Source organism: Klebsiella sp. LY, assembly GCF_004010915.1.
Lineage (GTDB): Bacteria > Pseudomonadota > Gammaproteobacteria > Enterobacterales > Enterobacteriaceae > Klebsiella > Klebsiella quasipneumoniae.
This window is the reverse complement of record NZ_CP022444.1, coordinates 57,517-80,110: the sequence shown is the minus strand read 5'-3', so window position 1 is coordinate 80,110 and position 22,594 is coordinate 57,517. Positions and strand designations below refer to the sequence as shown.

The window sequence follows — 22,594 nt, the reverse complement described above, 5'->3', positions numbered from 1 at the left end:
AGCTTCCCATTTGCACAGCGCTCAATTACCTTTGTAAATCGGTCAAAGGGAGACAGGTGTGCGCAACGTAAAAATTGACGAGGTCGATCGGCTCGATCGCGAAGTGGTGGCGTTAGGCAATGACTATGCGCAAGGGTATATTCTGCCCCCGCACCAGCATCGTCGCGCACAGCTGCTGTACGGCGCGACCGGACTGATGTATGTCACTACGCAGGACGGAGAATGGGTGGTTCCTCCGCAACATGCTGTCTGGATCCCCCCTGAAACCGTGCACGCTGTCAGATTTGCGGGGGTGACCACGCGCAGCTTATATATTGAGCCAGATTGTGTGGCCGCTTGCATTAAACACCGGCGTTGCGAAGTGATCAGCGTCTCGCCGCTGTTGCGCCAGCTACTGCTGGAGGCTGTAGATTTACCACCGTTGTACGACAGCCCACGCGATCGCATGCTGATACAGTTGATGTTGCTGGAACTGGCCGCCATGCCGGTCCGCGAATTTGATATTCCGTTGCCGCAGCATCCGGCGCTGCTGGCGCTTTGTCAGGCTTTTTTGCTTAACCCCACTATCCATGATCCTGCGGCGCGCTGGGCCGGGGCGCTGTTTATGAGTCCTAGTACCTTTCGTCGCCATTTCCTGAAGCAGCTGGGCCTGTCATTTTCCGCCTGGCGACAGCGAGCCTGCGTGGTGAGCGCCCTGGCATGGTTGATAGCAGGCAAACCGGTGAACGAAGTGGCCTTATCCCTTGGATACGACAATGCGTCCTCTTTCGCCACCATGTTCCGCCGCGTGACCGGGCAACCGCCGTCGTTTTATCACCCAGCCTGATGCTCAGGGGAAGTGGGCTCCCGGCAGCATGTGTCGGCAATGAATGTCACTTTCATGGCGTTACTATGCGTTAACGTAGCCATAAGACAGACACCTGGCTTGCGTCTTCAGGTACCCCTACATTTAGTGGTGGCTACCTCCAGGCGGTTTATCTATTCTGCCTGTAACCGTGAGAAGACCGGAGTCTCTCTTTGTGAACCATTTAATCTTTGAAAAAGTCATCATCATCTTCATTCTCGTCCTGTGGGTATTCGATACATTCAGAACCAGGAAAAGAAAACGTTTTGATCCTGCCATTGAAGCGGCTGATGCCAGAGAACGTTATCAATGGCGTTATTTCAGATGGGGTTTTCGGATCATACAAGTGGTAGCGGGAGTGTATATCTTCGTACAGCTGATTCAGGTATTAATAAGATAGAGGCCCGGGCAGAGTTGCTTTTGCGTCGACAAAGGGAAGTGTTAGCTGTGTGCAAGAAGCAGACGTTAACGTCGTTAAATGCGTCACTTCTGAAGCTGAACATAACCATTCTCAGCTACACTTGTTCCTGTTTTTTCGTCGCGAGCCGAGCACTTTCCTGCATATTACAGGGGGGGTAAGTGGGGAGCATTTCAAACAACAGCATATGTGGCCCTTCAATGATGCAAGTAATACTGGTTCGACACGCGGAAACAGAGTGGAATGTAAAAGGTATTATTCAGGGACACAGTGATAGCGCCTTGACGCTTCGTGGGGAGCGTCAAACAGCAGCCTTGCTGGCAGCGTTTGTAGCGAGTGATTACCGGGTAGAATGTGTTTACGCTTCTCCGCTTGGCCGGGCCTGGCAAATGGGACAGCGCCTGGCGGAGAGTTTTCATTGTTCACTGATAGCTGAACCAGCTCTGAAAGAACAGGCTTTTGGTCAGTTTGAAGGTATGACAACCATAGAGCTCCTGCAGAATAATCCAGACGCCGCAGAAGCGTTATTCAACCTTGATGCAGAGTATTGTCCGCCAGAGGGTGAGTCTCTCTCACATGCTTCGCAGCGAATTATGCATTTTTTAACCAATCTGGAAAAAAAACGTCATCATCGAACAATATGTATTGTGTCTCACGGACAGGTCATTCAGGGTGTGCTTGCGATGCTAAAAAGTGGTGCTGTGGATGATTTTCACCGGTATGCACAACCCAACGCGAGTTACTCCGTGTTCGAACTGATTAATGGAAGATGTACCGCCCTAAAATGGGGGATCGCGACGCATTTACGTCACCTGGATTAAACAGTCTGACTTACCCCAGATTCCTGCTGTTCATGTTTGCTGTTCTTCCTCAGTTTGTCGTTCCCGTCGCGGGTCCTGTCTGGTTGCAATTGCTTGTTCTGGGGAGTATTCAAAAGCGGGCTGGAATGGTTTCCCTGGGTTCAGTCGCGATGGCATCAAGGACGTTTGGAAACGGCTCTTAACACCCGGGCGATATCAAATGGCAGGAACGGTGTACAGGCGTTGTCATCCGCATGATGTTTAGCGGGCCGGCATAGTATCGACATCAGCCCGTTAAGGTATACACAACCTGTAAACCCGCTGTCCGCTTCTCGTTCAGACTGGAACTTAACCTCAGTTGGTTCGTCCGCTCTGTGCCAGAAGCGGACAGCCATGGAGTATAGGTATGTTGCTCTGAATACCGGTCAGGAATTAATCCCGTTCAGATCGGCAACTGCGCGGAACACCATCCTCAGGTGAAAGTTCAACGCGTCCATTAGCAACTCGAATCTCAAGGGCGCTTTATTAAAAGACGCTTTCTGAAACTTCCAGGGGACATCCCCATTATGGTGCTAAAGGCACGCCTGAACGCTGTTTCATCGCCGTATCCGCATGCACTTGCGATCTGAGAAATAGTTTTTCCTGGGCTTTCCAGCAGCACGGATGCCGTTTCAATACGAACTCGGGTAATGAAGTCTTTTGGGCTTTCCTGGACGAGTAGTTTCATTTTACGGTTTAGCGTCCGGGTGGTCATATTCAGAGCTGCAGCAAGTTGCTCAACCGTCATTGCAGGATTTTGATAACGAAGCAGGCTCTCTGCTTTAGTCAGCAAAGGATGTCTTGAATTGAGAAAACCTGCGGGCGCATAAATTTGCTGTGACAGAGGCTGGCTGTCAGCAACGGCCATGTCAGCTGTTAACTTTGCCAGCTCATTACCTGCGTATTTGCGAACTAGGTATATGACCAGATCAACCCATGAAAGTGGTCCACCCGCAGTGACAACATTGTCCTGCTCGGCCAGGGTTTTTCCCCATACAGGTTTTGCCAGTGGATAGCGTTCAGCGAAAGTGGGATATAACCACCACGTTGTGGTGCAGACCCGTCCGTTGAGTAAACCCGCTTCTCCCAGTACAAAACTGCCTGCACAGGCTGAGGCAATACAGCTTCCCTTTAAATACTTCACTTTCAGCCACTCGGCTGCATTTGATACAGCGGCTCTGTCAACGGGAAATCTATGCTCATCCAGCTGCATACCGCTGGCAATAATCACCCCAAAGGTATCAGGTCCACTAAATGCGCCATCACTTTCAATACTGCGTCCCTGAACATCCCTGACCGGCTGACCATCAGCGGTAATCGTCCTGACGTCGAATAAAGGAACATCTCTGGATAACTCAGGATTTACCGTAGGGTTCATCCTGACCACCTGATTCGCCAGCCAGAACATATCAGCCAGCCCCGCAAGCGCCGAACGCATGCTGCCCGGAAGAGCAAGTAACGCAACGCGCATGTTTAACCCCGTCATGAAGAATGTCTGATTTCGCATGTTACCTGTCATTAATGACACTTCATACCCTTTGTCATGGTGATTACACTGCCTGAAATTCAACACCGCAGGAAGAATACAAACATGTGGATGAAAAATGTTATGTCACGTGCGCTGATAAAAGGAGCATTTGCCTTGTGTCTTCTATTCATGAATAGCCCGTTGCTTATGGCACAGGAAGAGGGGATAAAAAATATCGTGCTGGTTCACGGTGCCTTTGCTGATGGCTCGTGCTGGTCAGCCGTCATCTCCCTGCTGCAAGAGAGGGGATACCACGTTACGGCTGTTCAGAATCCTCTGACGTCATTACGAGACGATGTAACTGCAACTGAGCGTGTGCTTGAGCGCCAGAAGGGTAACGTTCTGCTCGTGGGGCATTCATGGGCAGGAGCCGTGATCACTCAGGCTGGCAATGCGAGCAACGTCAGGGGACTGGTCTATTTATCCGCTCTTGTTCCTGACAGCAATCAATCCGTATCTGACGCACTGGCGCGATTTCATGCACCCATGACAGGGATGGAAGCCGATAAGAACGGCCTTATCTGGCTTGATGAGCCAGAGTTTTTTCACCAGGTTATGGCCAATGAGCTAAGCATCAAAAAGAGCCGGCAGCTCGCTGCTGTGCAGCAGCCTGTCGCCGCTACCGCCTTTCAGGAAAAAGTGAAGGAAGCCGCCTGGCGAAAGAAACCGTCCTGGTATCTCATCACAGAAAACGACAACGCGCTGAATCCGTCAGTACAGGCCCGTTTTGCCCATGAGGCTGGGGCGCACATCACGCGAATTCACTCAGACCACCTGTCCATGATTTCTCATCCCGAAGAGGTTGCCGCATTGATTGTTAACGCGGCGCAGAGCATCCACTGATCCGTACATGCCAGGAAAATTTGCAATGAAAATTCTCCATCTTGATTCCAGCATCAACCATGAGTTTTCAGTAACCCGCCAGTTGTCGGCTGAAATAGTAAGGCAACTGGTGGCAACCGGTCAGGGGCATCAGCTGACTTATCGGGATCTTGTTAAAGACGAAATCAGTCATCTGACCGGGGAGATCGCTTCAGGTTTCAGGTCTGTATCGGAACGGCCGATTGCTACACCCCTTCTGGCATCTGAGCAGCAAATATCAGACGCTCTGGTCTCGGAGTTTCTTGAAAGCGAGATGATTGTTGTCGGCGCGCCAATGTACAACTTTTCTGTATCCAGCCAGCTGAAGGCCTGGATGGACAGAATTGCTCAGCCAGGGAAAACCTTCAGCTATACCCCAGCTGGGCCCGTTGGACTTGCGGGGGGCAAAAAAGTCATCATCGCCTCAGCGCGGGGCGGTTTTTATGCCGGTACGGGACTGGAAGATATGGATTTTCAGGAACAGTTCCTGCGCAAGTTTCTGGGCTTCCTGGGCATCTCGTGTGTTGAATTTGTCCGTGCTGAAGGTGTGTCGAAAGGTGAGGACGTAAAACTCAGAGAAATTTCCCGTGCTTTGTCTTTAATTCCACAGGCCATTAATGCGATTTTTGCCGCTAAGGAATGAACCATGCTGTACGCCGTTACACTGACTTACCTGACACAACCCGATGCAATTTCTGCTCATCTTGACGCACATAAGCAATGGCTGGTCAGGGGTTTTAAAGAAGGCAAAATCCTTTTTGCTGGCCCCCTCAGCAATCATGCCGGCGGCTACATACTTTTTAAAGGAGACAATGCAAGTGAAATTCAACACTGTCTTCAGGATGACCCCTTCATCATGCATAACATTGCCGATGCAGAAATAATGGGTATTGAGCCAGCGCTATGTGCGCAGGGATTCCCTGAGAAATGGGCAGAGAAAGCCCGTTTCATTTGACTATTAATCGCTCTAAAGTGCCCTGCATCCTGTGAAATGACTCCGTAACAGTTATTTAGAGGGCACTTTCTCTTATCATTTTTATGTCCGCTTTTCGCTCATAGCGGACCTTCAACTCAGGTAGCTTGTCCGCTCTGTGCCAGGAGCGGACATTAAAATCAAAACCGATGGCAAGCTCACCAGCATGACATTATGCTTTCGCTGCTTTGTAACGTGCCACCAGCTTATCCAAAAAGCCAAAAAGTACTTGATTCATTTCACTGTAATCGTGCGCCCGGAGCGCTTCAGGCGTGTCAACGAAACGATATTCTGCTGCACGGCTCAGGTCTTTCTCAGAATGAGCGATCAGCCGCTCTACAACGTCCAATGTGAGCTCCATGTGGCACTGGAAACCAAAGACGCGGTCTGAATAGGCAACGATCTGCCGCGGACAGCCTTCGCTGTAAGCAATAATTTTGGCCTCTGGCGTCAAACCTGGCATATCGTTATGCCAGTGACCCACTGTCAGTGTTTCCCCAAAGTGAGAGAACATCTCATCCTTCCTGCCGTCTTCGGTCAATGTGATCGGGAATTTGCCAATCTCTTTTTCCGGGCTATGAGAGAACGGTGCGCCCAGCGCTTCACCGATTAGCTGTGAACCCAGGCAAATACCGATCACCGCCTTACCGGTTTTAACCGCAGAAGCAATCAGCGCCTGTTCCGCTTTAGCATTAAAGTGCGGGCACGCTTCAAGCGTTGTGTCCGGATCTTGCGGACCGCCCATAACGATAAGAAAATCGATGCCTTCGGCGTCAGCAGGTAGCCGATCGCCTGCATAGACGCGTGAGTAAGTTACATCATGACCCTGGTTTATTGCCCAGGTTGCATATGCGCCCGGGGCTTCAAAACTTTCATGTACGATAAAGTGTACGCGCATGAGGTTAAGCTCCTGTAATATCTTTGATGATCAGAATGATAAGTCACGCACCCATTGCCTAAGGCTCTTCTCCGGGTGGTTCCAGTTTCGATATGATAATGGCAGGGGCTAAATCTGAAATGCCAGGTAGTATAGATAAAGCGCCAAGACATGATGAGGCCACAGGCTGGTCCAGTACTGCGATAAGCTATCAACGCGGCGAGGCAGATCCTCCCCATCATCATGTCGAGGGGCAGCTACTCTTCGCCACCAGAGGGGTTATGCTGGTGCAAACAGAGAGCGACCGTTGGGTGATCCCTCCTCAGCGGGCATTATGGTTACCGCCTCTGCATATCCATAGTTACCATCTGCTTTCACAAACCGATCTCAGAGCGATCTATTTCAGCAGTAGCCTTATCGCAGAATGTACGAGCTTTACAAAGAGTCAGCAGGTGCATGTGATAACGGCTACGCCGTTAGTCAAAGAACTTATCGCAGGGCTGTTCAGTGAGGACTACGCCAGACCGATTCAACGGAAGATAGCTTTGTTGCTTCTGGAAATTCTCAGCGAGGCTCCACCTTTAACGATGGCGCTACCCATGCCGAATGATGAGCGATTATTTAGCGCGGCCAGATCGCTACTGGTCAATCAGCGCTGGGAAGCATCGCTAAGCGAGCTGGCTTTTATGTCGGCCATGTCGGAACGGACCTTTTCCCGCTTGTTTATGAAGGATACAGGCTTTAGTTTTAGAACATGGAAGCAGAGAGCCAGAATTTGCGCTTCGTTGGATCTTCTTGCGAACGGCGTTCCAATCAAACAGGTCGCTTACCAGCTTGGTTTCTCATGCCCGGCGGCCTTTACCGCTGCTTTTCGCTGCATTTTGGGGGCAACGCCGCGCGATTATGTGCCTTAAACCGGGAAACCCTCAAAGCGGTCTTTGAGACTGTCATGGGCATATTACCAGACGCAGAAACCCTGCGAGGGTAGGCGTATCCCGCCTTTGCTGTTGAGAAAGGTAGTTTAATTTGCACCCGACACACTCTCATTGATTAAAGCACGGAGTGGAGATTACTGCGGTCCACAGTTCTGACAAACCGTGAAAGAGAAGGCCTGCGTGAAGAAAAAAGGTGTCGCGATACGTTATGAAATTACCTTATGACAGACCTTGCGGTGATTTACGGCACCGGGTGGATTCCGGACGCTGTGAGCCGACTCATTGCTACGAAGCCTGATGCTGCTGTACCTCAGGCCATATGATAGCCTGCACAACAATCACATACCGCCCATTAATGCATCCAGGTGAGTACTCCCGGGCCCTGGACGTCCCCTGTGTGCCAAAAGCGGAAGTAGGCTGAAGATAAATTAGCATTGCTGTTAGTCGTGGGTTCTGCAGATGGGTAGAAATTGATAACTTAGGATGCAAGTTCGTCCCGCTCTTTCTGCAGTTTTCATCGAGGGGATATTCTCCGGAATAATTGTGCCCATATACAAAGATAGTTCAGAATCGGAATGAGTTAATAATCGGTACAGCAGGCGTTGCGCTCGGGCTGACAATGATCGACCACGAAAAGCAGGAAGTATTACTTTGTCAGTAATACGATATCCTCGCAGAAAAGCGATGTTTCCTTTCTGGCATATTAGCAACCCGGCGCGAACGTCGTTTTCATAGATAATATATACTTCTCTCTCAGAAATATGGTCACACAACTCTTCGTCATCAACTGCTACCAAAGTGTTTGCAGACAGTTCGCGAACTGTCTGCCATGTATGCTTATAGGCATCGCCCAGAGCCTGACAACACCAGTCAAAATCTTCGTATGTCGCCACTTGCAAAGTAAGAGATTTATCATTGAATTCAGGGGGTTCAGAAAAAGAGGTGGCGTATATATACTGGTCGGGAATACCCTGTGGGAAGGACTGGCCGGGTACAAGAATGCGGACATACTGAGCTCTGAGTTGTGACCATTCCTTACTAATGAGTTCTAATGCAGTATGATTTAGGTCAGAATCCATACCTACAATATCAATAAAAGGTTTGTTAATATTTCCGCCCTGATAACGGGGGCCAGTAAGAAATTGCTTTCCATCAATTTTGAGTTTTCGTTGTAAAAAATATTCCTGACATAATCCAGTTTCTCTCCAGGGAAATCGCGCCGAGAAACTTCTGTCTGTACACCTCGATTCCTGCTCTGACAACCATTGTTTTAGCCATGAACGTAGGGTAAATTCAGGCACAGGTAGCCTGGCATATTGAGATAGCATGTAAGATAGCATAAAAAATATTTCGCCCTTGGATGTAAAAATGTTCTTTATAAACAAATCAGAATAGCTCTACTCTCATTTTATTACCAATTATAGCTGGCACGTCCGCTCCTTGCTCAATGCGGACCTTTAGCTCGATAGCTTGTCCGCTCCGCGCCAGAAGCGAACAGTGTTATCAGTGGCGATTGATAAAACGTCAGCCCGTAGACCTTGTCTCACAGCACCTCAACCACTTCAAATTCTTCTGCGATCAACTCCATATCCTCAGAAAAATGACCTTCGGAGCTGAAAAATCTCTGATGCTCTTTCTTCCAGTATTCAAGGCTTAAATCGCCTTCACCTTCTTTGCGGGCGAATGCTTCAGTCACATCACAAAAACGAACCAGCTGCATCGAAATCAGTCTGATCACGCAAACTGGAACATTCTGGCCATCAAGAATAATGTTATAACTCCCTATCCTCGGGGCAGCTTTTTCCTGCTGGTAAGAGGCAAAAGATCCGCAAGAGGCCGTTTTTATCCCTTTTTTGATCAGGTCAGCAAGCTCGTTAGCCAGCTCCGGACTGTCACCCATTTGCCAGGCATCTGCGCCGGGATACTTCTTTTTTATTTCCTCAACCTCAACCATGAAAATCCCTTCGTTATCGTCAATGAAAAGAAATGGCATACCTTTTTAACATGAGCGGTCCCAACATTATCAGCGATATCTTTCTTTAGATAGTGTGGTCCGTTTTTCGCTCAAAACGGACCTTAAGGGCATTGAACGCGTTTGCTCTGCGCCAGAAACGGCAGTTAACTTCAAGACGAACCATAAAGTCGCCTGTCTTATTCAGACTGCCAGTAAAGCGGTGAACCGAACGCGTCGATGTAGTAATCGATAATCGCCCGCACGTTCAGCGGAGGGTGGCGGGCATTCGGATAGATTGCCGCGATATGCTGTGGCTCCGTTTTTATGGACCTATCCAGCTCCGGCAGCAGTTCGATAAGTTCGCCGCTCTTTAGCCGGTCTCCAATCAGCCAGTCAGGAAACAGCACAATCCCCATCCCTCCGAGTGCGGCAATCAGCAGGGTTTCAGCATTATTCGATGACATCAGGGGTGAGACAGGGTAGTGCACCCATTCCTCACCGTGCCGGCGCAGCAGCCATTGGTTTGGTCCTGACGAACCGCGGTAGACCAGGCATTTATGCCGGGCGAGCTCTTCGGGCGATCCCAGCATGCCGTGCCGGCGGATATAATCCGGTGACGCGGCAAGATGATAGCACTGCTGGCCAAACACGCGCGCATGAAATGCGGAATCCGTCAGTACGCCAATCCGGAAAATCACGTCAGCCGGCTCACGGTGCGGATCGATGTAATCATCAGTCAGCGTAAGCTCAATGCTGAGTTTCGGATATCGCTCCGTCAGGCCCGGTAACGCGGGTGCGACATGGCGCTGTCCAAAGAATACGGGTGCGTTTATGCGGACCATTCCGGAAGGCTCAAGCGTTCTCTCGTTGAGTTCCCGCCGCGCCTCCTCCATGTTGCCAGTCATCGCTCGCGCATAGCGGATAAAAAGATGGCCGCTTTCCGTCGGGATTATCGCCCGGGTATTGCGGTAAAAAAGCTGCTGGCCGAGCACATCCTCCATCTGATGGATGACCCGCGATACCTGAGAGGCCGATATCCCTTCCCGCCGGGCCACGACAGAGAAATTCTGCGTCTCATAGACGTCTATAAAAATCAACAGAGCGCGAATACTGATGTTCCCAAGCTCATTCATTAATGCATATCCTGCACAGGTGTTTATCTCATTATGGCATTTTTCTCATCCATATTAAGCCGTAATCTCCTCCGCCTGGACTACTGGAGATGATTGCTATGCAGCTAATATTGATTTTTATCGTCATTGCCGGGGGCATGGGACTGTCCATAGAGGCAGGATTGCTCGGACCATTGGGTGGGGAGGTCGGTGACCTCTGGGCGACCTTCAGCATATTCGGCGTGGGCGCTGCGCTGACCTTTCTGCTGATGCTTTTTTTCAGCCCGCGCAACAGTCCATCGTTCTTTGCACAACCAGCGTGGCAGCTGCTTGGCGGCGTGCTTGGGCCGATTTACGTCATCATCCTGACCGTGGTAACGCCGGCAATCGGCATCGCCATGACGATGATCGGCATCCTGGCAGGCCAGGTTTTCAAGAGCCTGATTATTGATCACTTCGGTCTGCTCGGTACGTCGCGCCGGAAAATTGACAGTAAACGTATCATTGCGCTGATTTTCATCAGCGCAGCGCTGGTTATGGTTGCACAGGGGTAAATTAACATTATGACTATTATCATGATTCTGCTCGCCGTCGCCGGTGGCGCCATGCTGAGTATCCAGGCGGCTATCAATGGCCAGCTGGGCAGCAAGGTTGGCGTATTCAAAAGCGCGTTCCTGACATTTTCTGTCGGCGCCCTGGTGACGGGGCTGCTGATCTTTTTCTTCGAACCCAAACACACCCTGACGCTGATGGACGTGCCTAAATGGCAACTGCTGGGCGCAATGTTTGGTGTGCCTTATATCGTTATTATGGTATTGGCCGTCCAGCGTATTGGCGCGGCAGTTGCTACGGTCGCTGTCATTTTTGGTCAGTTAACCATGAGCATGCTGATCGATAACTTCGGCTGGCTGGGCAATGCGTCGATTCCATTCTCGCTGAGCCGAATCGGCGCCATTGTCTGCCTGGGTATCGCGCTGTTCTTCATTTACTCCAGCAGTAAGTCAAAAGCCGCCACGGGGAAAATCCCCCGCCAGCCATCGCCGGGGGGGAGTTGACGATTATTCCCAGCGTTTCAGCAGCAGACTGGCATTAACCCCGCCGAAGCCAAAACCGTTCGACAGCGCATAGCGCATCTTCTGCGGGCGGGCCTGCAGCGCCACCAGGTTCATGCCTGCCGCCTCTTCATCGGGGTGATGCAGGTTCAGCGTCGGCGGCACCACCTGATCACGCAGCGCCTGAATGGTGAAGATGGCCTCTATCCCGCCGGCCGCGCCTAACAGATGGCCGGTGGCGGATTTCGTCGAGGTAATGGCGACCGGATGCGCGCCAAACAGCGTTTTAATCGCCGCCAGCTCACCTTTATCACCGACCTGCGTCGAGGTGGCGTGGGCGTTGATATGGTCAATCTCGTCGACGGTCACCCCGGCCTGGCGAATAGCGGTCTCCATGGCCCGACGCGCGCCGTTCCCGTCTTCCGGGCCTGCGGTCAGGTGATAAGCATCTGCGCTGGTGCCGTAGCCGACCAGCTCGGCCAGCGGCGTGGCGCCGCGCGCCAGCGCGTGCTCCAGTGACTCGATCACGATAAGCCCTGCGCCTTCTCCCATCACAAATCCATCGCGGTCGCGGTCAAAGGGGCGGGAAGCGGCTTCCGGCTGGTCGTTGGAGGCGCTGGAGAGCGCCCTTGCCGCGGCAAACCCGGCCAGGCTAACGCGATGAATTGCCGCTTCCGCGCCGCCGCAGAGGGCAATATCCGCCTCGCCGCTGCGGATCATCCGCGCCGCATCGCCAATGGCCTGGGCACCCGCTGCGCAGGCGGTGACCGGCGCGCCGATGGGGCCCCGGAAGCCGTGAGCGATAGACACATGCCCGGCGGCCAGGTTGGCCAGAAAAGAGGGGATAGTGAACGGCGAGAGGCGACGCGGCCCGCGTTCATCGGTGGTATGTACCGCATTGGCGATCTCGCTGAAGCCGCCGATCCCGGTGGCGATCACCGTGGCGGTACGTTCCTGTTCGGCCGCAGATGCTGGCGACCAGCCGGCCTGGGTCAGCGCTTCACGGGCGGCGACCAGCGCAAACTCGATAAAGCGATCCATCTTTTTGCGCTCTTTCGCCGGGATGGTCGCCAGCGGGTCGAAGCCGTGCAGCGGATCGCTGTCAATGGACGGCACCTGGCCGGCCACTTTGCAGGGAATATCCGCGACCAGCTGCTCGCTGAGTCGGGTGATCCCTGACTTTCCTGCCAGCAGCGACTGCCAGACGTGCTGTACGCCGCAGCCCAGCGGGCTGACAATCCCCATCCCGGTGACGACAATGCGTTTAACGGAAACGCCCATAGTTTACTCTCCTGTAGTATCAGTGTGCCGGCGGCTTTTTCATCAAGGGAACCAGCAGCGCGGCAAGCAAAAAACCCATCATGATGAGGTAGAAAGCATCGGAAAAGGCCTGGGTTCGCGCCTCCCGCAGCGCCAGCGCGGAAAGATTTTTCAGCGCCGCCGTCTGCGCGGCATCCGGCGAGATCCCCTGGACGGTGAAGTTTGCCGCGCTGCGCTGAACAAAATCGCTCATCGTCAGGTTGGCGTTATTCAGATGGTCCGCCAGGCGGTTGTAGTGCAAATTGGTTCTGTCGTTAAGCACCGTGCCGCACAGGGCGATGCCGATAGCGCCTCCGAGGTTGCGCATCAGATTAAACAGCCCGGAGGCCAGCTTCAGGCGCGCGGGCGGCAGGCTGCCCAGCGTCAGGGTCACCGTTGGTGCGACGGCAAACTGCTGCGCCAGTCCACGAAAGGCCTGCGGGAGCAGCAACTGGTCCGCTCCCCAGTCATGGGTTATCGGGACGAAGCTGTACATCGACACCGCAAAGCCGATCAGCCCGGCCATCAGCAGCCAGCGCAGGTCAACGCGGTTGGCCAGCCACGAATAAAACGGAATAGACATGACCTGGAACAAGCCGGTGGAAAATACCGCCAGGCCGATCTCCAGCGCGCTGAAACCCCGCACGCTACCCAGATACAGCGGGGTTAAATAGATGGTGGCGAAGATGCCGACGCCGGCCATAAACGAGAAATAGCAGCCGAGGCTGAAAGTTCGGTCCTGCAGGGCCCGCAGTTCCATCACCGGCTGCGGATGGCGGAGGGTGCGGATAACAAAAGCCACGCCGCAGAGCAGGGCGACCCAGGCGGTGGTCGTCAGGGTCGCGTCATCAAACCAGCCCCAGCGTGGACCTTCTTCGAGGGTATATTCCAGGCAGCCGAGGGACACGGCCAGCAGCAGAATACTGAGATAGTCGGCGCCGCGCAGCAGAGTGGGGTCGGCGCTGTCTACTTTCACCAGCAGCGGCACTGCCACCGCGATGTAAATCCCCGGAACAACGTTGATAAAGAACAGCCAGTGCCAGTTGTAGTTTTCGGTGATCCAGCCGCCCACCGTCGGGCCCAGCGTCGGGGCGAGGGAGGCCAGGCCGCCGATTGTCGCCGCGGAAATGACCCGCTGTTTGCCCTGAAAAAAGGCGAAAGCGGTGGTGAACACCAGGGGGATCATCGACCCGCCCGCCAGCCCCTGCAGGGCGCGGAAGGCGATCATACTCTGGATGTTCCACGCCCAGCCGCACAGCAGGCTCATCAGCGTGAAGCCCGCCGCGGAGGCGGCAAACAGCCAGCGGGTCGACATGACCCGGGCCAGCCAGCCGGAAAGCGGGATAATAATGATCTCGGCGATCAGGTAGCTGGTTTGTACCCAGACGGTCTCATCGTCGCCTGCCGACAGGCCACCGCCGATATCCCGCAGCGAGGCGGAGACAATCTGGATGTCGATAAGGGCGATAAACATCCCCACGCACATGCTGGCGAAGGCAAAGATTTTCTTCGCCGTCGGCATCGACAGACTTTGCGGGGCGGACAGCGCCTGAGCGGTGCTCATCGAGGGCTCTTTTCGTTCACGGTGACGATCACCGACAGTCCCGGGCGCAGGACGTCAAGCTTTGCCCCGTCACCTTCCAGCGCAATGCGGACCGGCACCCGCTGCACGATTTTAGTGAAATTCCCGGTCGCGTTCTCCGCCGGCAGAATGCTGAAGCGTGAGCCGGTCGCCGGCGCCAGGCTGGCGACATGGCCCTTAAAGGTATGGTTCGGCAGCACATCGGCGACGATGGTCACCGCCTGGCCGGCGCGCATATGCGCCAGCTGGTTTTCCTTAAAGTTGGCGTCAATCCACAGGCCGTGCGCGGGCACCAGGGAGAGCAGCTGCGTGCCGCTGCTGACGAAGGAGCCGGACCACGCGCGGCGGTTGCCAATCACCCCATCGAACGGCGCGCGAATATCGGTATAGCTGAGGTTCAGCCTGGCCATCTCGAGGTTAGCCTGGGCCTGCGCCAGGGCAGCCAGGGTTTGCTGCTGGCGAGCATCCAGCACCGCCATCTGACGTTCGGCCACGGTTTTATCCGCTTTGGCTTTCTCCTGCTCGGCATGCGCCCGGCGATAATCGGCGGAGGCGTTATCGCGGATCTGTGCGGAAATCGCGCTCGACGCGGCCAGGGCGTTATAGCGTCGGTTGTCGTTAGCCAGTTTTTCGGTTGCCGCCGTGGCGGCCAGTAACGAGGCCGTAGAGCCGGCAATGGTCGCCTGCTGTAGCTGGCGGGTAGCCTGGATATCGGCCAGCGCGGCCTGCTGCGCCGCCACTTCTCCGGCGGCTTTCGCGAGGGCGGCGCGGTAATCGCGGTCGTCAATGCGGATCAACAGGTCACCTTTTTTCACCGCCATATTGTCCTGCACCGCCAGCTGCTGGATATAGCCGGAGACTTTGCTGGAGATGGCGCTAATGTCGCCGCCAACATAGGCGTCATCGGTGGTCTGCAGAAAACGTCCGGTTTGCCACCAGTACGCGCCGTAGCTCGCTGCCGCCAGAACGGCGGAGAGGGCCGCCAGGACGAGGACGCTTTTCTTACTGGCCAGCTTCATGGTTGGCATCTCTGTAGGGTTCAGGCTGGAATTTTTGCCCGCTATCGCCTTCGCGTTTGCGCAGCAGATATTCATGACGATATTGCATCAGCGGCGAGGCGGCGGGGCCCGGCACCATGGCGTATTTACCCGGGATAATCTCTTCCCCGGTCGCTTTATCCACCATGATCGGATCCACCCGGCGCTGGGTGGCGGTTTCCACCAGCTGCATCTGACGGCCTTCGGGAGCGAAATGGCGGTTACCCCATTCCGCCAGCGCCAGCAATACCATGCGAAAATCGCGGCCGCGTTGCGTAAGGTGGTATTCGTAGCGCGGCGGGGTGCTGCTGTAGCAAACCTTCTCCAGCAGCCCGTCGTCGACCAGCGCCTTCAGGCGGCGCGACAGAATATTGGGCGCGACGTTGCTGCTCTTCTGGAACTCGTCAAAGCGGGTAAAGCCCGCGAACGCGTCGCGCAGGATCATGATGCTCCAGCTGTCGCCGATGCGGCCCAGGCTGCGGGCGATGGGGCAGGGAGCGTGGCAAAGCGGTTCATTTTTCATGGGCTGTCCAGTAACAAGGTGGCTTTTGCCAGCAAATTGACATAGTCACTATCAAAATGCAAGTGACTATTTATGGCAGCCAGGGGAGAAGCCACTGCCGTTCCGCTACGTCGTTTCTCCCTTTGAACAGTCTCCGCCGCCTTATATCTGCCTGACCGTAATAAGAGATAACTATCGCTGATGGCAGATGAAACATTTTAATAATGATAAAAATCGATGTGCTGGGTAATGACCTTTATTGGGGGATACGATATAAGGTATGGTGACACTCAAATTAACATTCTCATAACTTTTTAAGGTTAAATAAATGAAGCAGGTGGGTATTGTTGGCTGGCGGGGCATGGTTGGCTCAGTATTGTTGCAGCGCATGATCGAAGAAAATGATTTCGACGATATTTCAGCGCATTTTTTTAGTACCTCCAGTGCGGGTGCCGCTGGTCCGGTTATTAAAGGTAAAAGCGACAAACTGAAAGATGCGAATTCCCTTAGCGCCCTCGCCGAAATGGATATTATTATAACCTGTCAGGGCGGGGATTATACCAAAGCCATCTATCCTGCGTTAACTAACTCTGGCTGGCAAGGCTACTGGATTGACGCCGCTTCGGCGCTGCGGATGGATGACAACGCCTGCATTATTCTCGACCCGGTCAACCGCGATAATATCGATCGCGCGGTGAAAGCGGGAATGAAACTGTTTGTCGGCGGCAACTGCTCCATCACGCTGAGCCTGATGGGGCTGGCCGGGCTGATCAAGGCTGACCTGATTGAATGGATGAGCGTGATGACCTATCAGTCTGCCTCCGGGGCGGGCGCCAAACAGGTGCGGGAATTCATCGCGCAAAGCGCGTATATCAGTCAGCATTTATCTGCGGATGAACTGACGGCATCAGGTTCCGTGCTGCCTTTAGTCAATAAAGTGAGTGAGTTGATTAATAGCGCCGGCATGCCGGTGGAGAATTTTGGCGTCCCGCTGATGGGCAGCATCATTCCGTGGATCGACAGCGATCTTGGCGATGGAAACAGCCGCGAAGAATGGAAGGGCGAGGCGGAAACCAATAAAATTCTTGGCCTTGCGCCCGGCACCATTCCGGTCAATGGCTTATGCATTCGGGTCGGCGTAATCCGCTGCCACAGCGCTGCCATTACCCTTAAACTGAAACGTGAGGTCAGCGAAGCGGAATTTGCTGAGTTAGTGACCCATTCCCATCCGTGGGTAAACTATATCCCCAATAATAAGCAAGAGAGTGTCAGTAAATTGACCCCGGCTGCTATTAGCGGCTCGCTGCAGGTGGGTATTGGTCGCTACAAGAAAATGTCGCTAAATAATGAACCGATTTATTCAGTATTGACGGTGGGCGATCAGCTGTTATGGGGCGCGGCGGAACCTTTACGCCGCATGTTAAATATCCTGCTGGGCAAAGTGTAACTGATGTTATCCGGACAAAAAGCACCTGCCTCAGGTGCTTTTGTTATATCCGGAAGGCACCCGGGCTGCATTACCGCAATATTAACGAACATGTTGCTGTTCATGCGCCGCAATCGCTCCGTTTAAAGACTTCCTGGCGGCTAAGACAAACGTTTAACGAAGCGTTTGCGGACTTCCTTATAGCCGTTAGTTTCATAAAATTGATGCGCTCTGATTCTGTTTTCACTGCTTGAAAGCTCAATATGAGCGCATTGTTTATCGCGGGCGAGGCGCTCTGCGGCATGGAGAAGCTGGTGGCCTATCCCTGAACCCCGTGACGATTCCTCTATCACCAGCGCGGAAATTAATGCCCACAATCGGTTTTCATGTACCGGTAAGATAAAATTGATAACGACCACGCCACACACGGTGTTTTCTGCTTCAGCCACCAGCGTATGCATCATACTTTGGGGTTCAGTGATGCGTTGCGCTAAGATCGCCGTCTCCGTCTGATAGCCCAGCTGCAGAAATAGCGTTTTCAGCGCGGGGATATCTTTTGATTCAGCAGCCCTGATTAACACCATGACCATCGTCTCCTCACGTATTGATACCGGGCGGGTGCGGGCCGGTGAATAGCCTCATTCCCCCGGCCCGCGTCAGTGTACGCCTCTCAGTCCATCAGACTGACCTGGGCGGCGACAATCCGCCAGCCGTAGGGAAAGCGCACCCACGTTTGCTGCTGGCGTCCAGGGCGGGCGCTGCCTTCGCGGGTAAACTCGGTGCTGCATACCGCCATGTCCGCGCCAAAGGTGGTGATGGTGGTATGGCGCAGGTCGCGGGCCAGACCGGCGGCGGGGCGGGCGGCGCGAAAGGCGCGGATCGCCTCAATGCCATACAGATTTTCGCCTGCCCCCAGCCGCACGGTGCGCGGGTCATGCCAGAACAACGCGTCCAGCGCCTCGATGTTATTGCTGACCAGCGCCTCTTCATACTGGTAAAACGCCGCCGTCACCTCGGCGAGGATCGCCGGGCGGTCTACATTATCCAGAGTGATCATGCTGCACTCTCCGCCACTCGGGCATCGGTAATGCCCATCGCTTCCAGCGCCCGCGCGGCGCGAAGACAGGCTTGTTCGTTAAACGGCGCGGCTATCAGCTGCAGGCCAATCGGCTTGCCGCTGGCGGTACGCAGGGGCACGGTCACCACCGGCAGCCCAAGGAAGGAGATCGGCTGGGTCAGCATGCCCATGCTGGCGCGCACCGGCAGCGACTGGCCGTTAATCACCATCTCCTCGGCGCCTATCGACGTGGCGCTGCATGGGGTGGCCGGGGCAATCAGCACGTCGGCCTGACTGAACAGGGATTTCATCGCCTGACGGGCATGACGGCGGAAGCGCTGGGCCTGCAGGTACCACGCCGAGGGGATCATCGCCCCGGCCAGCAGCCGCTCGCGGGAGTGGGGTTCAAAGCGCTCGGGCGAGTGGCGAAGATCCGGCAGATACTGATTGCCGCCTTCGCTGGCGCTGATGATAAAGGCCGCCGAGCGAGCCAGGGCGGCATCCGCAAACTGCAGCTCGCTGTCGGCGCCCAGCGCGTGGGCGACTCGATCCACGGCCGCCCTGGCGTCATCATCGCACCAGGTGGTGAAATAGCCCCCCAGCCGCGCGCAGCGCAGCCCCTCCAGTCCGCGCTCCAGCAGGTTGACGGTGCGCTCGCTGGCTTTATCGGCCTGAAAGTCATCGGCCGGGTCGCGCCCCTGCAGGGCGTCATACACCGCGGCGAGGTCGGCCACCCGGCGGGCAAAGGGACCAATATGATCCAGACTGGCGACAAACGGATGGCTGCCGGAGCGGGAGAGGCGGCCGAAGGTGGGTTTCAGGCCAAAGATCCCGCACAGCGACGCGGGGACGCGAATCGAGCCGTTGGTGTCGCTACCGAGACTGAAATGAACCAGTCCGGCGGCCACCGCTGCGGCCGAACCGCCGGAGGAACCGCCGGCGATCCGCGACAGATCGTGCGGGTTACGCGTCGCGCCATAGTGGCTGTTTTCAGTGGTGAAGCCGTAGGCGTAGGCATCCATATTGAGCATCCCGCTGAGCAGGGCGCCGGCGCTGTGCAGCTGGCGCACCGCCCAGCTGTCGCTGGCGGCCGGCGGCCGGTCGCTCAGCAGCTCCGCCCCGGCGAGGGTGGTGTGCCCGGCGACATCAAACAGATTTTTCACCGCATAGGGAATGCCTGCCAGCGGCGGCAGGGGGCGCTTTTCCCGGCGCAGGGCGTCGATGCTGTCGGCCTCCGCCAGCATGCGCTGGGCGGTGACCTCGGTCCAGGCGTTGATCTGCGGATTCACGCGGGCGATATCGTCCAGCGTCTGGCAGGCGATCTCCCGGGCGCTCAGTTCGCCATCGTGCAGCGCACGCTGGATCTCGGCGATGGTGAAATGGTGAAGTGTCATGCTTTATACACCCCCGCAATGTCGTCGCGCGGCCCGAGGGGATAGTCCATCAGCGGCTGCGCCATGGCGGCGATGCGGGAAAACTGGCGCTCCAGCTCCTCACGGCGCGGCGCCTCCAGCTCCAGGCGTAACAGGTGGGTCATCTGCGTCAGATACTCGCTCCAGTCTGGCTGTGTGGTCATGGTCTGCTCCTTAGTATCCGGCGGCGGCGCCGTTGCTGCGTGGATCGGTAGCCCCTTCAAGCAGGCCATTGGGATGGCGGACAATGGCCCCGGCGTGGCCCATCGCCTCGCTGAAATCGGCCAGCACTTCCACCTCGTGCCCCAGCTCGCGCAGACGCGCGATGCAGGCGGGGGCAAAGCGTCCCTCCAGCTTCAGTGAATCCGAGGACTGCCCCCAGGTGCGGCCCAGCAGCCAGCGTGGCCGTGAGATGCTCTCCTGCAGCGGCGCCCCCTGCAGGATATAGCGGGTAAACAGCGCGGCCTGGGTCTGCGGCTGACCGTCGCCGCCCATCGAGCCATAGACCATCACCCGGCCATCGTTCAGGCGCGCCGCGGCGGGGTTGAGGGTATGGAACGGCTGTTTGCCAGGGGCCAGCGCCAGGAGATGCTGCGGATCGAGGCTGAAGGCCGCCCCGCGGTTTTGCCAGACGATCCCGGTGTCCGGGATCACCACGCCGCTGCCAAACTCGTGATAGATGCTCTGAATGAATGACACCGCCAGCCCGCTGTTATCCACGACGCCCATCCAGACGGTATCGCCCGGTCCTTTGCCGCCGCCCCAGGGAGAAGCGCTGGCGTCGTCGATGCTGTCGGCCAGCGGCTGCAGGGCTTCCGGGGTGAGCAACGCCTGAACATCCACATCCAGATGGCGCGGATCGGTGATATGCGCATCGCGCAGGGCAAACGCCCGCTTGGTGGCTTCGACGATACGGTGCACCGTTTGCGCCTCGTCGGCGTCGGCCATGTTCAGACGGTCGGTGATGCCGAGGATCGCCAGCGACACCAGCCCCTGTGTGGGCGGGGCGAGGTTCCACAGCGTGCCCTGCCGGTGCTGAAGGGTCAGCGGCGCCGGACGCCGGGCGCGGTGGGCCTGCAGGTCGCCGAGGGTGACGGGCATCCCCAGCGCGGCCATCCCCTGGGCTAGACGTTCAGCCAGCGGGCCGCGATAGAAACTGTCGAGACCGTCGCTGGCCAGCATGCGCAGCGTTCCGGCGAGGGCGGACTGGCGAAAGCGGCTGCCGGTCCGGGGGGGCTCGCCCGCCATCAGCCAGGTTTCGCTGAAGCCTGGCTGATGGCGCAGCTCTTCCAGTTTGCTGGCGGTGGCGTGGGCCTGCGAGGCGGTGACCGGAATGCCGTCTTCGGCATAACCGATAGCATCGGCCAGCAGGCGGGCCACCGGCAGCGCGCGGCCGGTTAAGTCCCGAGAAATACGCAGCGCCTCGTCCCAGCCGCTGACGGTGCCGGCGACGGTCAGCGCGGCCTGCGGTCCCCGGTGGGGAATATGCTGCTGTCCGGCGTAGGCCTCGAGGGTCGCCAGCGACCCGGCGGCCCCGCTGGCGTCAATGGCGATGGGGTCTCCCTCAGGCGGCACGATCAGCCAGAAACCATCCCCACCCAGGCCATTCATATGGGGATAGACGACGGCGATGGCCGCCGCGGCAGCCACCATCGCTTCAATGGCGCTGCCGCCCTCGCGCAAGATGGCCAGCGCGCTCTGGCTGGCGAGGTGGTGGGGAGCGACCGCCATGCCGTGGGTCGAAACGTTGCTACTGTGCATAAATTATCCTTTCTGAACGAATCACCCGCAGAACACTGCAAAAGCTGTTCCAGCTCTGAACGTTTCGTTTCATTGATAAAAACAATGACCGGAATTTTCCCGCTGGCACGCTATGTGTAAGGCATAGCAGATACAGTATGATGAGGGATGGACGATGAAACGAAAGTTACAGGGGCGCTATGCAACAACTCGATGAACGACTGAAAGGGCAATACGCCTCGCTGTCGCCGCAGGAACAGCGGGTGGCGGATTTCATCTTTGACCACTTTGATGACCTGATAAGCTACAACAGCGCCGAGCTGGCGCAGCTGAGCGGTGTATCGAAAGCCACCGTCAGCCGGCTGTTCAAGCGCCTGGGCTATGACAAATATAAGGACATGCGTGATGAACTGCGCACCCTGCGCCAGAGCGGGATGCCGCTGACTGATCAGCGCGACGCGGTGCAGGGTAACACGCTGCTGGCGCGTCATTATAAGCAGGAGATGGCGAACCTCACCCAATGGGTCAATGCCCTTGACGCGCGCCAGTTCGCCGAGGCGCTGACGGCGATGGTGGCCGCGCGCCGTATTGTGGTGATTGGCATGCGCAATGCCTATCCGGCGGCGCTGCACCTGCGCCAGCAGCTGCTGCAGGCCCGCGGTCAGGTGCTGGTGCTGCCCCAGCCTGGGCAGAGCCTCAGCGAAGAGCTGGTCGATCTGACCGCCGATGATCTGGTGGTGATGATGGCATTTCGCCGGCGGCCGCGGATCGTCCGCCCACTCCTGCAGCAGCTGCAGCGAGATGGTGTGCCGGTCCTGTTAATGTGCGAGCCGCAGGCCCACAGTCTGTTCCCGCTCTCCCGCTGGCAGCTCTGCGCGCCGCTGGACAGCGTCTCGGCTTACGACAGCTATGCCTCGGTCAACAGCCTGATCAATCTGCTGGCCAATGCCTTTCTGCACGAAACGCTCGATAGCGGTCGTCCGCGCATCCACGATATCGCTACGCTTTACCAGCAACTGGACGAGCTGGAACAACGGTGATGGGGCGCCAGCGTGGTGCTGTGCATCAATATGGTGCATATTGTTCCGCGTTCTGGCGCCGTTGTTTTTTATTCTTCGGCTCCTTACTGCCTGTCCTTTCTCACTT

General features: G+C 56.0%; 25 protein-coding genes and 1 pseudogene. 12 read left to right on the top strand and 14 right to left on the bottom strand.

Features of this window, described 5'->3' with window-relative positions:
- The first annotated feature begins 58 nt into the window (after nt 1-58).
- The 4 genes and pseudogenes from CE636_RS03135 to CE636_RS29360 form a co-directional block, all read left to right on the top strand.
- The gene (locus CE636_RS03135; protein WP_017900253.1) at nt 59-826 is read left to right on the top strand and encodes an AraC family transcriptional regulator; all 768 of its coding nucleotides are present in this window, start codon (nt 59-61) and stop codon (nt 824-826) included.
- A gap of 193 nt (nt 827-1,019) precedes the next feature.
- Nucleotides 1,020-1,244 carry a hypothetical protein gene (locus CE636_RS03130; RefSeq protein ID WP_002905514.1) on the top strand — a complete coding sequence of 75 codons (225 nt, stop codon included), beginning with the start codon at nt 1,020-1,022 and terminating at the stop codon, nt 1,242-1,244.
- A gap of 218 nt (nt 1,245-1,462) precedes the next feature.
- Nucleotides 1,463-2,083, top strand: a complete 621-nt coding sequence (locus tag CE636_RS03120) for a histidine phosphatase family protein (RefSeq protein WP_004151880.1) — start codon at nt 1,463-1,465, stop codon at nt 2,081-2,083.
- Nucleotides 2,077-2,360: pseudogene (locus CE636_RS29360) on the top strand (LysE family translocator); the annotation flags it as partial. The gene CE636_RS03120 and the pseudogene CE636_RS29360, both read left to right, overlap by 7 nt.
- 213 nt (nt 2,361-2,573) lie before the next feature.
- Here the strand turns inward: CE636_RS29360 and CE636_RS03110 are convergent.
- Entirely contained in the window at nt 2,574-3,620 is a 1,047-nt protein-coding gene (locus CE636_RS03110; RefSeq protein WP_017900254.1) for a GlxA family transcriptional regulator, read from the bottom strand.
- A 72-nt stretch (nt 3,621-3,692) separates the two neighbouring features.
- Here CE636_RS03110 and CE636_RS03105 point away from each other — a divergent pair, with 72 nt between their 5' ends.
- Genes CE636_RS03105 through CE636_RS03095 form a run of 3 tightly spaced genes read left to right on the top strand, consistent with a single transcriptional unit; the run spans nt 3,693 to nt 5,445 of the window.
- The gene (locus CE636_RS03105) at nt 3,693-4,472 is read left to right on the top strand and encodes an alpha/beta hydrolase (protein WP_017900255.1); all 780 of its coding nucleotides are present in this window, start codon (nt 3,693-3,695) and stop codon (nt 4,470-4,472) included.
- A gap of 25 nt (nt 4,473-4,497) precedes the next feature.
- Nucleotides 4,498-5,133, top strand: coding sequence for an FMN-dependent NADH-azoreductase (locus tag CE636_RS03100; protein ID WP_017900256.1), 636 nt, complete (start codon nt 4,498-4,500; stop codon nt 5,131-5,133).
- A 3-nt stretch (nt 5,134-5,136) separates the two neighbouring features.
- On the top strand, nt 5,137-5,445 hold the full coding sequence (locus tag CE636_RS03095) for a YciI family protein (RefSeq protein WP_017900257.1): 309 nt from the start codon (nt 5,137-5,139) through the stop codon (nt 5,443-5,445).
- A gap of 190 nt (nt 5,446-5,635) precedes the next feature.
- On the opposite strand, the gene CE636_RS03090 is transcribed toward CE636_RS03095, so the two are convergent.
- Nucleotides 5,636-6,361 (bottom strand): type 1 glutamine amidotransferase, encoded by a 726-nt coding sequence (locus CE636_RS03090; protein ID WP_017900258.1) that lies wholly within the window; start codon nt 6,359-6,361, stop codon nt 5,636-5,638.
- Between the two features lie 92 nt (nt 6,362-6,453).
- Here CE636_RS03090 and CE636_RS03085 point away from each other — a divergent pair, with 92 nt between their 5' ends.
- Nucleotides 6,454-7,254, top strand: a complete 801-nt coding sequence (locus tag CE636_RS03085; RefSeq protein ID WP_017900259.1) for an AraC family transcriptional regulator — start codon at nt 6,454-6,456, stop codon at nt 7,252-7,254.
- A gap of 461 nt (nt 7,255-7,715) precedes the next feature.
- Here the strand turns inward: CE636_RS03085 and CE636_RS03080 are convergent, their stop codons facing one another.
- From CE636_RS03080 to CE636_RS03070, 3 genes are all read right to left on the bottom strand, one after another.
- Nucleotides 7,716-8,615, bottom strand: a complete 900-nt coding sequence (locus tag CE636_RS03080; protein WP_071600401.1) for a hypothetical protein — start codon at nt 8,613-8,615, stop codon at nt 7,716-7,718.
- A gap of 203 nt (nt 8,616-8,818) precedes the next feature.
- Nucleotides 8,819-9,175 carry an ASCH domain-containing protein gene (locus CE636_RS03075; protein WP_074194074.1) on the bottom strand — a complete coding sequence of 119 codons (357 nt, stop codon included), beginning with the start codon at nt 9,173-9,175 and terminating at the stop codon, nt 8,819-8,821.
- Nucleotides 9,176-9,426: 251 nt separating this feature from the next.
- Nucleotides 9,427-10,362, bottom strand: a complete 936-nt coding sequence (locus CE636_RS03070; protein WP_017900262.1) for a LysR family transcriptional regulator — start codon at nt 10,360-10,362, stop codon at nt 9,427-9,429.
- A gap of 98 nt (nt 10,363-10,460) precedes the next feature.
- Here CE636_RS03070 and CE636_RS03065 point away from each other — a divergent pair, with 98 nt between their 5' ends.
- The gene (locus tag CE636_RS03065) at nt 10,461-10,895 is read left to right on the top strand and encodes a DMT family transporter (RefSeq protein WP_017900263.1); all 435 of its coding nucleotides are present in this window, start codon (nt 10,461-10,463) and stop codon (nt 10,893-10,895) included.
- A 9-nt stretch (nt 10,896-10,904) separates the two neighbouring features.
- Nucleotides 10,905-11,396 carry a DMT family transporter gene (locus CE636_RS03060; protein ID WP_017900264.1) on the top strand — a complete coding sequence of 164 codons (492 nt, stop codon included), beginning with the start codon at nt 10,905-10,907 and terminating at the stop codon, nt 11,394-11,396.
- A gap of 3 nt (nt 11,397-11,399) precedes the next feature.
- Here the strand turns inward: CE636_RS03060 and fabF are convergent, their stop codons facing one another.
- The 4 genes from fabF to CE636_RS03040 are packed head-to-tail and all read right to left on the bottom strand — an operon-like array spanning nt 11,400 to nt 15,834.
- The gene (gene fabF, locus CE636_RS03055) at nt 11,400-12,674 is read right to left on the bottom strand and encodes a beta-ketoacyl-ACP synthase II (RefSeq protein ID WP_017900265.1); all 1,275 of its coding nucleotides are present in this window, start codon (nt 12,672-12,674) and stop codon (nt 11,400-11,402) included.
- Between the two features lie 19 nt (nt 12,675-12,693).
- Nucleotides 12,694-14,256 (bottom strand): DHA2 family efflux MFS transporter permease subunit, encoded by a 1,563-nt coding sequence (locus CE636_RS03050; protein ID WP_017900266.1) that lies wholly within the window; start codon nt 14,254-14,256, stop codon nt 12,694-12,696.
- Nucleotides 14,253-15,293, bottom strand: coding sequence for an HlyD family secretion protein (locus CE636_RS03045; RefSeq protein ID WP_017900267.1), 1,041 nt, complete (start codon nt 15,291-15,293; stop codon nt 14,253-14,255). Before CE636_RS03045 ends, CE636_RS03050 begins: the two co-directional genes overlap by 4 nt.
- Nucleotides 15,277-15,834, bottom strand: coding sequence for a winged helix-turn-helix transcriptional regulator (locus CE636_RS03040; protein ID WP_017900268.1), 558 nt, complete (start codon nt 15,832-15,834; stop codon nt 15,277-15,279). The genes CE636_RS03045 and CE636_RS03040 overlap by 17 nt, the downstream gene beginning before the upstream one ends.
- Nucleotides 15,835-16,141: 307 nt before the next feature.
- Here CE636_RS03040 and asd point away from each other — a divergent pair, with 307 nt between their 5' ends.
- The gene (gene asd, locus CE636_RS03035) at nt 16,142-17,260 is read left to right on the top strand and encodes an aspartate-semialdehyde dehydrogenase (RefSeq protein WP_017900269.1); all 1,119 of its coding nucleotides are present in this window, start codon (nt 16,142-16,144) and stop codon (nt 17,258-17,260) included.
- A gap of 140 nt (nt 17,261-17,400) precedes the next feature.
- On the opposite strand, the gene CE636_RS03030 is transcribed toward asd, so the two are convergent.
- The 5 genes from CE636_RS03030 to hpxW all read right to left on the bottom strand — a co-directional run bounded on the left by CE636_RS03030 (nt 17,401) and on the right by hpxW (nt 21,469).
- Nucleotides 17,401-17,823 (bottom strand): GNAT family N-acetyltransferase, encoded by a 423-nt coding sequence (locus CE636_RS03030; RefSeq protein ID WP_025999244.1) that lies wholly within the window; start codon nt 17,821-17,823, stop codon nt 17,401-17,403.
- Nucleotides 17,824-17,909: 86 nt separating this feature from the next.
- Entirely contained in the window at nt 17,910-18,296 is a 387-nt protein-coding gene (hpxZ, locus tag CE636_RS03025) for an oxalurate catabolism protein HpxZ (protein WP_017900271.1), read from the bottom strand.
- Nucleotides 18,293-19,690 (bottom strand): AtzE family amidohydrolase, encoded by a 1,398-nt coding sequence (locus tag CE636_RS03020; RefSeq protein WP_017900272.1) that lies wholly within the window; start codon nt 19,688-19,690, stop codon nt 18,293-18,295. Before CE636_RS03020 ends, hpxZ begins: the two co-directional genes overlap by 4 nt.
- Nucleotides 19,687-19,872 (bottom strand): oxalurate catabolism protein HpxX, encoded by a 186-nt coding sequence (hpxX, locus tag CE636_RS03015; protein WP_002905357.1) that lies wholly within the window; start codon nt 19,870-19,872, stop codon nt 19,687-19,689. Before hpxX ends, CE636_RS03020 begins: the two co-directional genes overlap by 4 nt.
- A gap of 10 nt (nt 19,873-19,882) precedes the next feature.
- Nucleotides 19,883-21,469, bottom strand: coding sequence for an oxamate amidohydrolase (hpxW, locus tag CE636_RS03010; RefSeq protein ID WP_017900273.1), 1,587 nt, complete (start codon nt 21,467-21,469; stop codon nt 19,883-19,885).
- A gap of 179 nt (nt 21,470-21,648) precedes the next feature.
- Here hpxW and hpxU point away from each other — a divergent pair, with 179 nt between their 5' ends.
- The gene (hpxU, locus tag CE636_RS03005; RefSeq protein ID WP_004176115.1) at nt 21,649-22,488 is read left to right on the top strand and encodes a MurR/RpiR family transcriptional regulator HpxU; all 840 of its coding nucleotides are present in this window, start codon (nt 21,649-21,651) and stop codon (nt 22,486-22,488) included.
- The last annotated feature ends 106 nt before the right edge of the window (nt 22,489-22,594 follow it).

Coding starts and splice junctions, on each gene's coding strand:
- CE636_RS03080 (WP_071600401.1), bottom strand. CDS start 8,615: ATGCTATCTTACATGCTATCTCAATATGCCAGGCTACCTGTGCCTGAA.
- CE636_RS03065 (WP_017900263.1), top strand. CDS start 10,461: ATGCAGCTAATATTGATTTTTATCGTCATTGCCGGGGGCATGGGACTG.
- hpxU (WP_004176115.1), top strand. CDS start 21,649: ATGCAACAACTCGATGAACGACTGAAAGGGCAATACGCCTCGCTGTCG.
- CE636_RS03040 (WP_017900268.1), bottom strand. CDS start 15,834: ATGAAAAATGAACCGCTTTGCCACGCTCCCTGCCCCATCGCCCGCAGC.
- CE636_RS03030 (WP_025999244.1), bottom strand. CDS start 17,823: ATGGTGTTAATCAGGGCTGCTGAATCAAAAGATATCCCCGCGCTGAAA.
- CE636_RS03110 (WP_017900254.1), bottom strand. CDS start 3,620: ATGACAGGTAACATGCGAAATCAGACATTCTTCATGACGGGGTTAAAC.
- CE636_RS03020 (WP_017900272.1), bottom strand. CDS start 19,690: ATGACACTTCACCATTTCACCATCGCCGAGATCCAGCGTGCGCTGCAC.
- CE636_RS03070 (WP_017900262.1), bottom strand. CDS start 10,362: ATGAATGAGCTTGGGAACATCAGTATTCGCGCTCTGTTGATTTTTATA.
- CE636_RS03085 (WP_017900259.1), top strand. CDS start 6,454: ATGATAATGGCAGGGGCTAAATCTGAAATGCCAGGTAGTATAGATAAA.
- CE636_RS03120 (WP_004151880.1), top strand. CDS start 1,463: ATGATGCAAGTAATACTGGTTCGACACGCGGAAACAGAGTGGAATGTA.
- CE636_RS03060 (WP_017900264.1), top strand. CDS start 10,905: ATGACTATTATCATGATTCTGCTCGCCGTCGCCGGTGGCGCCATGCTG.
- hpxX (WP_002905357.1), bottom strand. CDS start 19,872: ATGACCACACAGCCAGACTGGAGCGAGTATCTGACGCAGATGACCCAC.
- CE636_RS03105 (WP_017900255.1), top strand. CDS start 3,693: ATGTGGATGAAAAATGTTATGTCACGTGCGCTGATAAAAGGAGCATTT.
- CE636_RS03045 (WP_017900267.1), bottom strand. CDS start 15,293: ATGAAGCTGGCCAGTAAGAAAAGCGTCCTCGTCCTGGCGGCCCTCTCC.
- asd (WP_017900269.1), top strand. CDS start 16,142: ATGAAGCAGGTGGGTATTGTTGGCTGGCGGGGCATGGTTGGCTCAGTA.
- CE636_RS03100 (WP_017900256.1), top strand. CDS start 4,498: ATGAAAATTCTCCATCTTGATTCCAGCATCAACCATGAGTTTTCAGTA.
- fabF (WP_017900265.1), bottom strand. CDS start 12,674: ATGGGCGTTTCCGTTAAACGCATTGTCGTCACCGGGATGGGGATTGTC.
- hpxZ (WP_017900271.1), bottom strand. CDS start 18,296: ATGATCACTCTGGATAATGTAGACCGCCCGGCGATCCTCGCCGAGGTG.
- CE636_RS03075 (WP_074194074.1), bottom strand. CDS start 9,175: ATGGGTGACAGTCCGGAGCTGGCTAACGAGCTTGCTGACCTGATCAAA.
- CE636_RS03090 (WP_017900258.1), bottom strand. CDS start 6,361: ATGCGCGTACACTTTATCGTACATGAAAGTTTTGAAGCCCCGGGCGCA.
- CE636_RS03050 (WP_017900266.1), bottom strand. CDS start 14,256: ATGAGCACCGCTCAGGCGCTGTCCGCCCCGCAAAGTCTGTCGATGCCG.
- hpxW (WP_017900273.1), bottom strand. CDS start 21,469: ATGCACAGTAGCAACGTTTCGACCCACGGCATGGCGGTCGCTCCCCAC.
- CE636_RS03095 (WP_017900257.1), top strand. CDS start 5,137: ATGCTGTACGCCGTTACACTGACTTACCTGACACAACCCGATGCAATT.